The 14,048-nt window shown below is 72.6% G+C and carries 12 protein-coding genes and 2 pseudogenes; 13 read left to right on the forward strand and 1 reads right to left on the reverse strand.

Features of this window, described 5'->3' with window-relative positions; translation table 11 throughout:
- The coding region (locus ACWJ6R_RS16340; RefSeq protein WP_449063043.1) for an arginine deiminase family protein at positions 1-486 on the reverse strand (486 nt) is incomplete at its 3' end.
- A gap of 246 nt (positions 487-732) precedes the next feature.
- Between ACWJ6R_RS16340 and pyrR the strand changes: the two genes are divergently transcribed.
- The 13 genes and pseudogenes from pyrR (at position 733) to ACWJ6R_RS16405 (ending at position 14,002) form a co-directional block, all read left to right on the forward strand.
- The gene (gene pyrR / locus ACWJ6R_RS16345; protein WP_230884801.1) at positions 733-1,314 is read left to right on the forward strand and encodes a bifunctional pyr operon transcriptional regulator/uracil phosphoribosyltransferase PyrR; all 582 of its coding nucleotides are present in this window, start codon (positions 733-735) and stop codon (positions 1,312-1,314) included.
- Complete coding sequence (locus ACWJ6R_RS16350; RefSeq protein ID WP_068894201.1) at positions 1,311-2,243, forward strand: aspartate carbamoyltransferase catalytic subunit; 933 nt, start codon at positions 1,311-1,313, stop codon at positions 2,241-2,243. Before pyrR ends, ACWJ6R_RS16350 begins: the two co-directional genes overlap by 4 nt.
- Before the next feature lie 14 nt (positions 2,244-2,257).
- A pseudogene (locus tag ACWJ6R_RS16355) lies at positions 2,258-3,549 on the forward strand (dihydroorotase).
- A gap of 117 nt (positions 3,550-3,666) precedes the next feature.
- Positions 3,667-4,893: a glutamine-hydrolyzing carbamoyl-phosphate synthase small subunit gene (gene carA / locus ACWJ6R_RS16360; RefSeq protein WP_449063044.1), complete on the forward strand. Its 1,227-nt coding sequence runs from the start codon at positions 3,667-3,669 to the stop codon at positions 4,891-4,893.
- Positions 4,886-8,179 carry a carbamoyl-phosphate synthase large subunit gene (carB, locus tag ACWJ6R_RS16365; protein WP_449063045.1) on the forward strand — a complete coding sequence of 1,098 codons (3,294 nt, stop codon included), beginning with the start codon at positions 4,886-4,888 and terminating at the stop codon, positions 8,177-8,179. The genes carA and carB overlap by 8 nt, the downstream gene beginning before the upstream one ends.
- Before the next feature lie 15 nt (positions 8,180-8,194).
- Positions 8,195-9,070, forward strand: a complete 876-nt coding sequence (locus ACWJ6R_RS16370) for a dihydroorotate dehydrogenase electron transfer subunit (protein WP_449063046.1) — start codon at positions 8,195-8,197, stop codon at positions 9,068-9,070.
- On the forward strand, positions 9,060-10,034 hold the full coding sequence (locus ACWJ6R_RS16375) for a dihydroorotate dehydrogenase (RefSeq protein WP_449063047.1): 975 nt from the start codon (positions 9,060-9,062) through the stop codon (positions 10,032-10,034). Before ACWJ6R_RS16370 ends, ACWJ6R_RS16375 begins: the two co-directional genes overlap by 11 nt.
- The gene (gene pyrF, locus ACWJ6R_RS16380) at positions 10,031-10,744 is read left to right on the forward strand and encodes an orotidine-5'-phosphate decarboxylase (protein WP_449063048.1); all 714 of its coding nucleotides are present in this window, start codon (positions 10,031-10,033) and stop codon (positions 10,742-10,744) included. The genes ACWJ6R_RS16375 and pyrF overlap by 4 nt, the downstream gene beginning before the upstream one ends.
- Before the next feature lie 186 nt (positions 10,745-10,930).
- A complete protein-coding gene (mihF, locus tag ACWJ6R_RS16385; protein WP_068894195.1) occupies positions 10,931-11,254 on the forward strand; it encodes an integration host factor, actinobacterial type in 324 nt (107 codons plus the stop codon).
- Positions 11,255-11,469: 215 nt separating this feature from the next.
- Positions 11,470-12,042 carry a guanylate kinase gene (gene gmk, locus ACWJ6R_RS16390; protein ID WP_449063050.1) on the forward strand — a complete coding sequence of 191 codons (573 nt, stop codon included), beginning with the start codon at positions 11,470-11,472 and terminating at the stop codon, positions 12,040-12,042.
- A gap of 11 nt (positions 12,043-12,053) precedes the next feature.
- Positions 12,054-12,317, forward strand: coding sequence for a DNA-directed RNA polymerase subunit omega (rpoZ, locus tag ACWJ6R_RS16395; protein WP_068894194.1), 264 nt, complete (start codon positions 12,054-12,056; stop codon positions 12,315-12,317).
- 57 nt (positions 12,318-12,374) lie between these two features.
- Positions 12,375-13,552 (forward strand): annotated as a pseudogene (gene coaBC / locus ACWJ6R_RS16400) (bifunctional phosphopantothenoylcysteine decarboxylase/phosphopantothenate--cysteine ligase CoaBC).
- 81 nt (positions 13,553-13,633) lie between these two features.
- A complete protein-coding gene (locus ACWJ6R_RS16405) occupies positions 13,634-14,002 on the forward strand; it encodes a hypothetical protein (RefSeq protein ID WP_449063049.1) in 369 nt (122 codons plus the stop codon).
- Positions 14,003-14,048: the final 46 nt, after the last annotated feature.

The raw sequence follows: 14,048 nt of genomic DNA on the forward strand, positions 1-14,048 counted from the left end.
GGAGGTGTCGCGGGTGAACAGGTGGTTGGGCAGCGGCGGCAGGACGAAGCCGTCCATGTCCAGCGTGTGGAAGGCGACGCTGCGGGGTTCGGGGGACAGCTCCAGGAACTCGCGCTTCGTCAGGCCGCCGGTGAGGTAGGACTGCAGTTCCGCCGGGTCCATCGCGTCGAGAGTGTTGCGGACGGCGTCGGTGGCCAGCGGCCCGAACCAGCGGGGGTCCACGATGCCGTCGAGGATGTGCCTGCGCGCCTCGGGGACGGCCACCGTCTCGCGGAGCAGGTCCGACAGCAGGTGCACCGTGATGCCCCGGTCCCGCAGGACCCGCTGCCACTCCTGGTGCTCCTCCACCGCGCGCTGCACCCACAGCACGTCGTCGAAGAGGAACCCGTCCTTGTTGGAGGGGGTCAGCCGCTTCAGCGCCAGGTCCGGCTCGTGCAGGACGACCTGCCGGAGCCGGCCCACCTCCGAGCCGACGTGAAAGGCCATGGCGGTCTCCTCGGTCGCGCGGGACGGTCCGCGGAAGGGGATTCCCGGGCGGAGAGGGGCGAAACCAGGTGTCCCCGGCGAGACGGGGCCGGTCGAGGACGTCGAGGTGATTGGCCGCTTTGATCAGGTTTTGTCGCTATTGGTGTGATAAACGCCCGATTCTGAGTGGCCGTCCTCCTGCTGATACCTTGAGGGCGTCGACTTCCTTTAAGACCCGTCCCGTGAGGCGGGAAAGGTGGTGTTCTCTTGACCGACGCCGTTTCGCATGCCCGCGATCAGATCCGCGGCCCCGCGCACGCCGTCCTCGAAGGCCCCGACATCAACCGGGCGCTGATCCGCATCTCCCACGAGATCCTCGAACGCACCAAGGGCGGCCAGGACGTCGTCCTGCTCGGGATCCCCACACGCGGCGTCCACCTGGCCCGCCGCCTGGCCGAGCACATCCGGCAGTTCGAGGGCCGCGCCGTCCCGGTCGGCTCCCTCGACATCACGATGTACCGCGACGATCTGCGCACCAAGCCCGCCCGGCCGCTCGGGCGCACCGAGCTCCCGGCCGACGGGGTCGACGACAGGACGGTCGTCCTGGTCGACGACGTGCTCTACTCCGGCCGCACCGTCCGGGCCGCGCTCGACGCGCTGGGCGACCTGGGCCGCCCGCGGGCCGTACAGCTCGCCGCGCTGGTGGACCGCGGCCACCGGGAGCTGCCCATCCGCGCCGACTACGTGGGCAAGAACCTCCCCACCTCCAAGAGCGAGATCGTCAAGGTCTACCTGGAGGAGAACGACGGCCGGGACGCGGTCGTGCTGCTGAAGGAGGGCGACAAGTGAGACGGCACCTCATCTCGGCGGCGGACCTGAGCCGCGACGACGCCCTGCTGATCCTGGACACCGCCGACGAGCTGGCGAAGATCTCCGAGCGCTCCATCAAGAAGCTGCCGACCCTGCGCGGCCGCACGGTGGTGAACCTCTTCTTCGAGGACTCCACCCGGACCAGGATCTCGTTCGAGGCCGCGGCCAAGCGCCTGTCCGCGGACGTGATCAACTTCTCCGCCAAGGGCTCCAGCGTCTCCAAGGGCGAGTCGCTCAAGGACACCGCGCTGACCCTGGAGGCGATGGGCGCCGACGCCGTGGTCATCCGGCACGGCGCCTCCGGCGCGCCGCACCGGCTGGCCGGCTGGGTGCGCGGCAGCGTGGTCAACGCCGGCGACGGCACGCACGAGCACCCCACGCAGGCCCTGCTCGACGCCTTCACGATGCGCCGCCGCCTGGGCTCGCTGGACGGCAGGAGGGTCACGATCGTCGGCGACGTGCTGCACAGCAGGGTGGCCCGCTCCAACGTGCTGCTGCTGGCCACCCTCGGCGCCGAGGTGACGCTGGTGGCCCCGCCGACCCTGCTCCCGGTGAGCGTCGGCTCCTGGCCGTGCGCGGTCTCCTACGACCTTGACTCCGTGCTGCCCAAGTCCGACGTGGTGATGATGCTGCGCGTGCAGCGCGAGCGGATGAACGCGGCCTTCTTCCCCACCGAGCGGGAGTACAGCCGCCGCTACGGCCTCGACCGCGACCGCGTCGCGAAGATGCACGACGACGCCATCGTGATGCACCCCGGGCCGATGAACCGGGGCATGGAGATCGCGGCGGAGGTGGCCGACTCGCCGCGCTCGACGATCGTCGAGCAGGTCGCCAACGGGGTGACCACCCGCATGGCCGTTCTGTACCTGCTGCTCGGCGGCGCCAACCTCGGGGGAGAAGACCAGTGAGCACGAAGACCAGTGTGACCACCGTCATCAAGGGCGCCCGGATCCTCGGCGGCGAGCCCGCCGACATCCTGATCGACGGCGGCGTCATCGCCGCGGTCGGGCCGGATCTGACCGGCGACGAGACCGTCGAGGCGGCGGGCCTGATCGCCCTGCCCGGCCTGGTGGACCTGCACACCCACCTGCGCGAGCCCGGCCGCGAGGACGCCGAGACCGTCGAGAGCGGCACCCGCGCCGCGGCCCTGGGCGGCTTCACCGCCGTGCACGCCATGGCCAACACCTCCCCGGTCGCCGACACCGCGGGCGTCGTCGAGCAGGTCTGGCGGCTGGCCTGGCGGCCGGCCACTGCGACGTGCAGCCGGTCGGCGCGGTCACTGAGGGGCTCGGCGGCGAGCGGCTGGCCGAGCTCGGCGCGATGGCCGACTCCGCGGCCCGGGTCCGGGTCTTCTCCGACGACGGCAAGTGCGTCTCGGACGCGGTGCTCATGCGCCGCGCCCTGGAGTACGTCAAGGCCTTCGACGGCGTGGTCGCCCAGCACGCCCAGGAGCCCCGCCTGACCGCCGGGGCGCAGATGAACGAGGGCGCGGTCTCCGGCAGGCTCGGCCTGACCGGCTGGCCCGCGGTCGCCGAGGAGGCGATCATCGCCCGCGACTGCCTGCTCGCCGCGCACGTCGGCTCCCGCCTGCACGTCTGCCACGTCTCCACGGCGGGCTCGGTGGAGATCATCCGCTGGGCCAAGTCCAAGGGGTGGAACGTCACCGCCGAGGTGACCCCGCACCACCTGCTGCTCACCGACGACCTCGTCGAGGACTCGCCGGTCGGCGCCTACAACCCGATCTACAAGGTGAACCCGCCGCTGCGCACCCGCGCCGACGTCGAGGCGCTGCGCGCGGCCCTGGCCGACGGCACGATCGACGTCGTGGCCACCGACCACGCCCCGCACCCGGTCGAGGACAAGGAGACCGAGTGGGCCGCGGCGGCGATGGGCATGATCGGCCTGGAGACGGCGCTGGCGGTCGTCCAGGAGGCCATGGTGGACACCGGCCTGCTCGACTGGGCCGGCGTGGCCGAGCGCATGTCGTACGCCCCGGCCAGGATCGGCCGCCTGCCCGGTCACGGCCGGCCGCTGGCGGCCGGCTCGCCGGCCAACGTCACCCTCTACGACCCGTCGGTGCGCGCGCAGGTGGACCCGTCCTCCTACGCTTCCAAGAGCCGCAACACCCCCTACGAGGGCCGGTCCCTGCCGGGCCGGGTCGTGGCCACCTTCCTGCGGGGCCGCGCGACCGTCCTCGACGGCAAGCTCGCGTGACGGCCGCCCGTGCCCGCGCGGTGCCGGCGGGCGTCCCACATCGTGGAGGCGCCCTCCGCCCATGCGCCGGATATTTCATACTTTCAGAAGTGATGACCGAGATGAGTGGGATGTTCTGTGAGTGAGCGAAGCGAGCGGACCGGCGGCCGCACGGCGGGCGGCGGGACCGGGACCGCGGTTCTCGTGCTGGAGGACGGGCGCGTCTTCCACGGAACCCCGTACGGAGCCGAGGGCGAGACCTTCGGCGAGATGGTCTTCAACACCGGGATGACCGGTTACCAGGAGACCCTCACCGACCCCTCCTACCACCGCCAGATCGTCGCGATGACCGCGCCGCACATCGGCAACACCGGCGTCAACGACGCCGACCCCGAGTCGTCCCGCGTCTGGGTGGCGGGCTACGTGGTCCGCGAGCCCGCCCGGGTGCACTCCAGCTGGCGCGCCACCCGCTCCCTGGACGACTACCTCGCCGACTCCGGCGTCGTCGGGATCGCCATCTCCGGCACCCGCGCCCTCACCCGCCACCTGCGCGAGCGCGGCGCCATGCGCGCCGGGATCTTCTCCGGCGGGGCCGTGGCCCCGGTCGAGGAGCTCCTGGAGCGGGTCCGCCTCAGCCCTTCGATGGAGGGCGCCGACCTGGCCGAGCAGGTCTCCACCGCCGAGCCGTACGTCGTGCCCGCCCGCGGAGCCAAGAAGTACACCGTGGCCGCCGTGGACCTGGGCATCAAGTCCATGACCCCGCACCGGATGGCCGAGCGCGGCTGCGAGGTGCACGTCCTGCCCGCCACCGCCACCGCCGCCGACATCCTCGCGCTCGACCCCGACGGGGTGTTCTTCTCCAACGGCCCCGGCGACCCGGCCACCGCCGACGGCCCCGTCGAGGCGCTGCGCGGCGTGCTGGACGCGGGCCGGCCGTTCTTCGGCATCTGCTTCGGCAACCAGATCTTCGGCCGGGCCCTGGGCCTGGGCACCTACAAGCTGCGCTACGGGCACCGCGGGGTCAACCAGCCGGTCCAGGACCGGCGCACCGGCAAGGTGGAGATCTCCGCGCACAACCACGGCTTCGCCGTACAGGCGCCGCTCGACGGCCCGTTCGACACGCCGTACGGCCCGGCGGAGGTCAGCCACGTCAACCTCAACGACGACTGCGTCGAAGGGCTGCGGCTGGTCGACCGGCCCGCCTTCAGCGTCCAGTACCACCCCGAGGCCGCGGCCGGCCCGCACGACTCCGCAGGGCTCTTCGACCGGTTCTGCGCCCTGATGGAGCAGTCGAGGGGACGAGTGAGCGCAGCGGGCGAGGAGCCGGGCGCGACCATGAGCACGGAGACGAAGAAGAATGCCTAAGCGCACGGACATCCAGTCGGTCATGGTGATCGGCTCCGGGCCGATCGTGATCGGGCAGGCCTGCGAGTTCGACTACTCCGGCACCCAGGCGTGCCGCGTGCTGCGCGCCGAGGGCTTCCGCGTGATCCTCGTCAACAGCAACCCCGCGACCATCATGACGGACCCGGAGTTCGCCGACGCCACCTACGTCGAGCCGATCACCCCCGAGTTCGTCGAGAAGATCATCGCCAAGGAGCGCCCCGACGCGCTGCTGCCCACCCTGGGCGGCCAGACGGCGCTCAACACCGCGATCGCCCTGCACGAGGCGGGCGTGCTCGCCAAGTACGAGGTCGAGCTCATCGGCGCCGACGTGGACGCGATCCAGGCCGGCGAGAACCGCGAGAAGTTCAAGGAGATCGTCGCCAAGGTCGCCGCCGAGCGCGGCCTGAACGCCGAGTCGGCCCGCTCGGTCGTCTGCCACACCATGGACGAGTGCCTGGCCGCGGCCGGCGGGCTCGGCTACCCGCTGGTCGTGCGGCCCTCCTTCACCATGGGCGGCGTGGGCTCCGGCTTCGCGCACGACGAGGCGGACCTGCGCCGCATCGCCGGCGCGGGCCTGGACGCCTCGCCGACCACCGAGGTGCTCCTGGAGGAGTCCATCCTCGGCTGGAAGGAGTACGAGCTGGAGGTCATGCGCGACCGGGCCGACAACGTCGTCATCGTCTGCTCCATCGAGAACATCGACCCGATGGGCGTGCACACCGGCGACAGCGTCACCGTGGCCCCCGCGCTGACGCTGACCGACCGCGAGTACCAGAACATGCGCGACGTCGCCATCGCGGTCATCCGCGAGGTCGGCGTGGACACCGGCGGCTGCAACATCCAGTTCGCGGTCGACCCGGAGACCGGCCGCATGGTCGTCATCGAGATGAACCCGCGCGTGTCGCGCTCCTCGGCGCTGGCGTCCAAGGCCACCGGCTTCCCGATCGCCAAGATCGCCGCAAAGCTCGCCGTCGGCTACACCCTCGACGAGATCCCCAACGACATCACCCGCGAGACCCCGGCGTCGTTCGAGCCGACGCTCGACTACATCGTGGTGAAGGTGCCGCGCTTCGCCTTCGAGAAGTTCGCCGGGGCCGACCAGACGCTGACCACCCACATGAAGTCGGTCGGCGAGGCCATGGCCATCGGCCGCTCCTTCCCCGAGGCGCTGCAGAAGGCGCTGCGCTCGCTGGAGAAGAAGGGCGCCCCGTTCTCCTGGACCGGCGAGCCGGGCGACAAGGACGAGCTGCTGGCCGCCTGCCGCACCCCGCACGACGGCCGCCTGACCACCATGCAGCAGGCCATCCGGGCCGGGGCCACGGCCGCGGAGCTCTTCGAGGCCACCGCCGTCGACCCGTGGTTCATCGACCAGCTGCTGGCGATCGACGAGGTCGCCGCCGAGCTGCGCGAGGCGTCCCAGCTGGACGCCGCCGCGCTGGCGAAGGCCAAGCGGTACGGCTTCTCCGACGCGCAGATCGCCGGGATCCGCGGCCTGGACGAGGCGCGCGTGCGCGACCTGCGCCACGCGCTGGGCGTGCGCCCGGTCTACAACACGGTCGACACCTGCGCCGCCGAGTTCGCCGCCCGCACGCCGTACCTCTACTCCACCTACGACGAGGAGACCGAGGTCCCCTACGGCGACCGGGAGAAGGTCCTCATCCTCGGCTCCGGCCCCAACCGGATCGGCCAGGGCATCGAGTTCGACTACGCGTGCGTGCACGCCTCCTTCGAGCTGTCGCGGGCCGGCTACGAGACCGTCATGGTCAACTGCAACCCCGAGACGGTCTCCACCGACTACGACACCTCCGACCGGCTCTACTTCGAGCCGCTCACCCTGGAGGACGTGCTGGAGGTCGTCCACGCCGAGCAGCAGACCGGCCCGGTCGCCGGCGTCATCGTCCAGCTCGGCGGGCAGACCCCGCTCGGGCTGGCGCAGGCGCTCAAGGACGCGGGCGTGCCGATCGTCGGCACCTCGCCGGAGTCCATCCACCTGGCCGAGGAGCGCGGCGCGTTCGGCCGCGTGCTCGCCGAGGCCGGGCTCCCGGCGCCCAAGCACGGCACCGCGGTGACCGGGGCCGAGGCACTGGAGATCGCCGCGGAGATCGGCTACCCGGTGCTGGTCCGCCCGAGCTACGTGCTGGGCGGCGCGGGCATGGCGATCGTCTACGACGACGACACCCTGGCCGCCTACATGGCCAAGGCGGGCGCGGCCAGCGACCACCCGGTGCTGGTGGACAAGTTCCTCGACGAGGCCGTCGAGATCGACGTGGACGCGCTCTTCGACGGCGAGGAGCTGTACCTCGGCGGCGTGATGGAGCACATCGAGGAGGCCGGCATCCACTCCGGCGACTCGGCCTGCTCGCTGCCCCCGATGACGCTCGGCGGCTTCGACATCAAGCGCATCCGCGCCGCCACCGAGGCCATCGCCCGGGGCGTGGGCGTGCGCGGCCTGCTCAACGTCCAGTACGCCATGTCGGCCGGCATCCTGTACGTGCTGGAGGCCAACCCGCGCGCCAGCCGTACCGTGCCGTTCGTCTCCAAGGCCACGGCGGTGCCGCTGGCCAAGGCCGCGGCCCGGGTGATGATGGGCGCGACGGTGGCGCAGCTGCGCGCCGAGGGCATGCTCCCGGCCTCCGGCGACGGCGGCACGATGCCGCTGGACGCGCCGATCGCGGTCAAGGAGGCGGTGCTGCCGTTCAACCGCTTCCGGGGCGTGGACACCATCCTGGGCCCGGAGATGCGCTCCACCGGCGAGGTCATGGGCATCGACGCGTTCTTCGGCACCGCCTACGCCAAGTCGCAGGCCGCGGCCTACGGCTCGCTGCCGACCAAGGGGCGGGCCTTCGTCTCGGTCGCGAACCGGGACAAGCGGGCCATGATCTTCCCGGTGAAGGCCCTCGCGGACCTCGGTTTCGAGATCCTGGCCACCGAGGGAACCGCGGAGGTGCTGCGCCGCAACGGCGTCCATGCCAAGATCGTGCGCAAGCAGAGCGACGGACCCGGTCCCGACGGCGAGCCGACGATCGGCAGGCGGATCCTGGACGGCGAGGTGGATCTCATCGTGAACACGCCCTTCGGCAGCCCCGGCCAGTCCGGGCCGCGGCTGGACGGCTACGAGATCCGCACCGCGGCCGTGCTGCGGGGCGTGCCCTGCATCACGACCGTCCAGGGACTGGCCGCGGCCGTTCAGGGCGTTCAGGCCGTCGTCCGCGGCGACATCGGCGTACGGTCCCTTCAGGAGCACGCCCACAGGCTGCGGGGATGATGCCCTGAGCGGGAGGTGAGCAAGACGCCTGTCACTCCGGTACAGGTCACGGGCACGGTGCTGACGACGCGCCGGGTCGACGCCTACCATGCGCTGACCGTGGTCGCGCCCGGCATCGTCGAGCGGTTCCGTCCCGGCCACTTCGTGGGGGTGGCCGTCGGCGGGCCGGGGACGTCGATGCTGACGCGCCGTGCCTTCTCCGTCCACGACGTCAAGCCCGACTACGGCGGCACGGTGGAGCTCGTCTTCACCGCCGCGGGCCCGGGCACGGCCTGGCTGGCCGAGCGCCGCGCCCGCGACACGCTGGACCTGGTGGGCCCGCTCGGCCGCCCGTTCCCGCTGCCCAGGGACCCGGTGACCTGCGTCCTGGTCGGCGGCGAGTACGGCTCGGCGATGCTCTTCGCGGTCGCCGACGCCCTCCAGCGGCGCGGCTGCCGGGTGGACTTCGTGCTCGGCGCGGCCTCGGCCGACCGGGTCTTCGGCGCGCTGCGCGCCCGCCGGATGGGGGAGACCACCACGCTGACCACCGAGGACGGGTCGCTGGGCATGCGCGGCCGGGTGACCGACGTGCTGCCCGGGGTCATCGCCGACGTGCGCGCCGACGCGGTCTACGCCTGCGGCCCCATGGAGATGCTGCGCGGGGTGACCGCCGTGGCGGTCGAGTTCGACATCCCGGTCCAGGTGGCCGTGGAGGAGCGGATGGCCTGCGGGATCGGCGTGTGCATGACGTGCGTGCTTCCGGTCATCGGCGACGACGGCGTCACCCGGATGGTCCGCTCCTGCGTGGAGGGCCCGGTCTTCCGAGGCGAGCGCGTCCGCTTCGACGATGTGGGAACGATCCCGTTCGACGCGCTCGGAGCGCCCGGTGGAGGCACACGGCATGCCGGTTGACATGCGGACCTATCTCGGGCACGTGGAACTGGCCAACCCGATCACCACCGCCGCCGGGTGCGCGGCCTCCGGCGCCGAGCTGGCCCAGTTCTTCGACCTGGGCAGGCTCGGGGCGGTGACCACCCGGTCGATCACGATGGCGCCCAGGGCCGGCCGCCCGACCCCCCGGATGGCGGAGACCCCCTCGGGCCTGCTGGCCGCCGTGGGGCTGCAGGGGCCCGGCGTGGACGCGTTCCTGGCGCGGGAGCTGCCGTGGCTGGCCCAGCGCAACGTCAAGACCGTGGTGTCCATCGGCGGCGGCACCGTCGCCGAGTACACCGCGCTGGCCCGCAGGCTCACCGACGCCCCCGGCGTGACCGCCGTGGAGGTCAACCTGTCGTGCCCCAACATCGAGGACCGCGGGCGGGTCTTCGCCCGCGACGGCGCCGCCTCGGCGGAGGTGGTCGCCTCGGTGCGCTCGGTGATGCGCTACGACGTGCCGGTGGTGGCCAAGCTCTCCCCGGACGCCCTGGACGTGGTGAGCGTCGCCCGCGCGTGCGTGGACGGGGGCGCCGACGCGCTGTCCATGATCAACAATCCGCTCGGCATGAGCATCGACACCGACGCCATGCGCCCCTCGCTCGCCGCGGTCACCGGCGGCCTGTCGGGACCGGCGATCCGGCCGCTGGCCGTACGATGCGTCTGGCAGGTCCACGCGGCGCTGCCCAGCGTGCCCATCATCGGCATGGGCGGCGTGCTGACCGGCCGGGACGCCTTCGAGTTCGTCCTGGCGGGCGCCTGCGTCGTCGCGGTGGGCACCGCGCTGTTCCACGACCCCTACGCCGGCCTGCGCGTGCTGCGCGAGCTGGAGGAGATCCTGGCGGCGCGGGGGTTCCACCGGTTGGCCGACGCGGTCGGACTGGCCCACCGCCCGCCGGGGGCGACCGCCCGGCACCGTACGGACCTCGAGGAGAGCCCGCTGTGATCCCCGCCCCCATCGCCGTCGCCCTGGACGCGCCCGACCTGGAGACCGCGGCCCGCTGGGCGAGCCTGGTGACCCCGCACGTCAGCACCGTCAAGATCGGGCTGGAGCTCTACCTCCGCTACGGGCCGGACGTCATCGCCTCGGTGCGGGGGGCGAGCGGGGTGCAGGTCTTCCTCGACCTGAAGCTGCACGACATCCCGAACACCGTGGCGGGCGCGGCGCGGTCGGTGGCGCGGCTCAAGCCCGCCATCCTGACCGTCCACGCGGCCGGAGGGGCCGCGATGGTCCGCGCGGCGGTCGAGGCCGCTCCCGCGACGCGCATCGCGGCCGTGACGGTGCTCACGTCGCTCTCAGAGGCCGATCTTGAGCGGGCCGGTATCTCGGGACCCCCCGACGACGCCGTGCGCCGTCTGGCGGTCCTGGCCGTCGGGGCGGGCGCGCAGGCGCTGGTGTGCTCCCCCCGGGAGGTGGCCGCGGTGCGGGCGGAGGTCGGGCCGGACATCACGCTCATCACCCCGGGCGTGCGCCCGGCGGGGGCCGACACCCAGGACCAGGCGAGGGTGGCCACGCCCGAACGGGCGCTCGCCGACGGCGCCGACCTCCTCGTGATCGGCCGTCCGATCACCGGTTCGGCGGACCCCGGCGCCGCGGCCGCCGGCATCGCCGCGGCCCTCCGGAAGGCCTCCGCCACCGCCGGTCGGGACATGTGATCTTCGTCGCGGAAAACACCGGGCTGGGCGTCGTTTGACCGACAATGAGCGATATCTCTACTACTCAGGGTGAAGAACCGGGCTTTCTGGACGCGGAAACCGGGGTTGACGTTGCTTGGATCGCGATGACCAGCTAGTTTCCCTTCCCGTCCGAGTACATCGACAGGAAATTCGAGGTGACCCGGCGTGGCTCTTCCTCCCCTTACCCCCGAGCAGCGCGCCGCAGCCCTGGAAAAGGCTGCCAAGGCCCGCCGAGAGCGTGCCGAGGTCAAGAACCGCCTGAAGCACGGCGCGGTCTCTCTGACTGAGGTGCTCAAAGACGGGCAGGCCGATGACGTCATCGGCAAGATGAAGGTGTCGGCCCTTCTCGAGTCGCTTCCCGGCGTGGGCAAGGTCCGCGCCAAGCAGCTCATGGAGCGGCTGGGCATCGCAGAGTCCCGCCGCGTGCGGGGTCTCGGCGCCAACCAGCGCGCCTCGCTGGAGCGTGAGTTCGGCGGAGCCGAGAGCTAGGACTAGTCTCGGTTCCACAGTTCGCACGCTTCACCCCGCCCAGGCGGGGACGGCATCACGGGGGGTCTGGAGTGACCGGAACGTCAACCGGAGCATCGCGGCCCGACGGAGGCCGGGCTCCGGATGAGACCGCGGCGCGCGGATCCGGTGGCCCCACACCCCCGGCCGGGAGCCCGGAGGAGGCGCGAGCCTCCGCCGGGCCGACCGGCAACCGCCTGACGGTCCTGTCCGGGCCGTCGGGCGTCGGCAAGTCCACGGTCGTCGCCGAGCTTCGGCGGGCACACCCCCAGGTGTGGCTGTCGGTCTCGGTGACCACCAGGAAGCCCCGCCCCGGCGAGACCCACGGGGTGGAGTACTTCTTCGCCGACGATGAGGAGTTCGACCGCCTCGTCGCCTCCGGGGGGCTGCTGGAGTGGGCGGAGTTCGCCGGCAACCGGTACGGGACCCCACGCGCGCCCGTCATGGAGAAGCTCGCCGCGGGGATCCCCACCCTGCTGGAGATCGACCTGCAGGGCGCCCGCCAGGTCCGCGCCACCATGCCGGAGGCGCTGCTGGTCTTCCTGGCCCCGCCGAGCTGGGAGGAGCTGGAGAAGCGCCTGCGCGGCCGCGGCACCGAGCCGGAGGACGTCATCGCCCGCCGCCTGGCCGCCGGCCGGATCGAGATGGCCGCCGAGCGCGAATTCGACCTGACACTGGTGAACACGTCGGTCCAGGACGTGTGCCGGCGGCTGATAGCCTTGCTGGCTGGTGCTCCCGAGGCTTCGAGCCCCGGACGTTCAACTAGCTAGGGGGACACGACGTGGCAACCAACGCCGCCCATACCGAAGGCATCACCCACCCGTCGATCGACGCGCTGCTCGACATCGTCGACAGCAAGTACAGCCTGGTGATCTTCGGGTCCAAGCGGGCCCGCCAGATCAACGCCTACTACTCCCAGCTGGGCGAGGGCCTGCTGGAGTACGTCGGCCCGCTGGTGGAGACCCACGCGCAGGAGAAGCCGCTCTCCATCGCGCTGCGCGAGGTGAGCGAGGGCCTGCTCACCGCCGAGCCCATCGAGGGCTGAGACCCGCCCGATGCGAACGTCCGAGGCGCGCCCGCCAGGCCGAGCGTCGTGCTCGGGGTGAGCGCCGGCATCGCCGCCTACAAGGCGTGCGAGCTGCTCCGCCTGTTCACCGAGTCCGGCCACGACGTCCGCGTCGTCCCGACCCGGGAGGCGCTCCGCTTCGTCGGGGAGCCCACCTGGGCGGCGCTCTCCGGCAACCCGGTGGCCGCCGACGTCTGGGACTCCGTGCACGAGGTGCCGCACGTCCGCATCGGCCAGGGCGCCGACCTGGTGGTGGTGGCCCCCGCCACCGCCGACGTGCTGGCCAAGGCCGCCCACGGCATCGCCGGCGACCTGCTGACCAACACCCTGCTGACCGCGCGCTGCCCGGTGGTGTTCGCCCCGGCGATGCACACCGAGATGTGGGAGCACCCGGCGACGCAGGCCAACGTGGCAGTCCTGCGCGAGCGCGGCGCGCTCGTCCTCGATCCGGCCGTGGGGCGCCTCACCGGCGCCGACACCGGCCGCGGGCGGCTGCCCGACCCCGCGGAGATCTTCGAGGTCTGCCGCCGGGTCCTGTCCGGCAGGGCCCTCGACCTGGCCGGGCGCCACGTGGTCGTCTCGGCGGGGGGCACCCGCGAGGCCATCGACCCGGTCCGCTTCATCGGCAACCGCTCCTCGGGCCTGCAGGGATACGCCCTGGCCCGGACGGCCGCCGCCCGCGGCGCCCGGGTCACGCTGGTCGCCGCCAACGTCGCGCTGCCCGACCCGCCGGGGTCACGGTGGTCCGGGCCGAGTCGGCGCTCCAGCTGCGCGACGCCGTGCTGAAGGCGGTGGCCGACGCCGACGCGGTGGTCATGGCCGCGGCCGTGGCGGACTTCCGGCCCGCGGCGCGGAGCGACTCGAAGATCAAGAAGACCTCGGCCGAGCCCGACGCCGTCCACCTGGTGAAGAACCCGGACATCCTCGCCGAGCTGGGGGAGCGCCGCCGCGAGGGCGCCGCGCCGTACCCCGCGGTGATCGCGGGGTTCGCGGCGGAGACCGACGACGTGCTCGCCAACGGGCGGGCCAAGCTCGCCCGCAAGGGCTGCGACCTGCTCGTCGTCAACCAGGTCGGGGAGGACCTCGCCTTCGGCACCCCCGACAACGCGGCGGTCGTCCTGTCCGCGGACGCCGAGCCGGTGGAGATCCCGCGCGGGCCCAAGGAGGCGCTGGCCGACGTGGTCTGGGACCTGGTGGCCGAGCGGCTTCCCTGATCCGCTTGCCGGAGATCGCCTTCCGGCGGATACTGCGTCCGACAGAGCGACCCGGAACGCCGTGTCAGGGAGGGGTCCGATATGCCGGTGCCGGCCGCCGTCAGGGCGCGCTGCCGCGCGCTGCTCCCTCCCGGGCAGGACATCCGCTACGTCCTGCCCGCGCTCTCGGTGGGGCCGCCGGGGATGGCGGCCTTCCTGGTCGTGGTCTCCGACCAGGCGATCCACGTGCTGTCCACGGCCTTCTTCGACCGGAACGTGCCGACCGCGATCCACTCCACCCACGCCCGGCGGACCCGGATCGGCCCGGTGGAGTTCTCCACCGGCGCGGCCATCGAACTGGGCGGCATGGTGTTCGAGATCGACGAGGAGTACGCCGCGGTGGTCCACGCCGCCGACGCCGAGGTCTTCGCGCCCGAGACGCTGCCGCCCGACCCGCTTCCCGACCTGTGACCCGCCGGGCCTCCGCCCCTGCCGGCGCGTGACCCGCCGGCCCGCG

Source organism: Planomonospora algeriensis, from assembly GCF_977012225.1.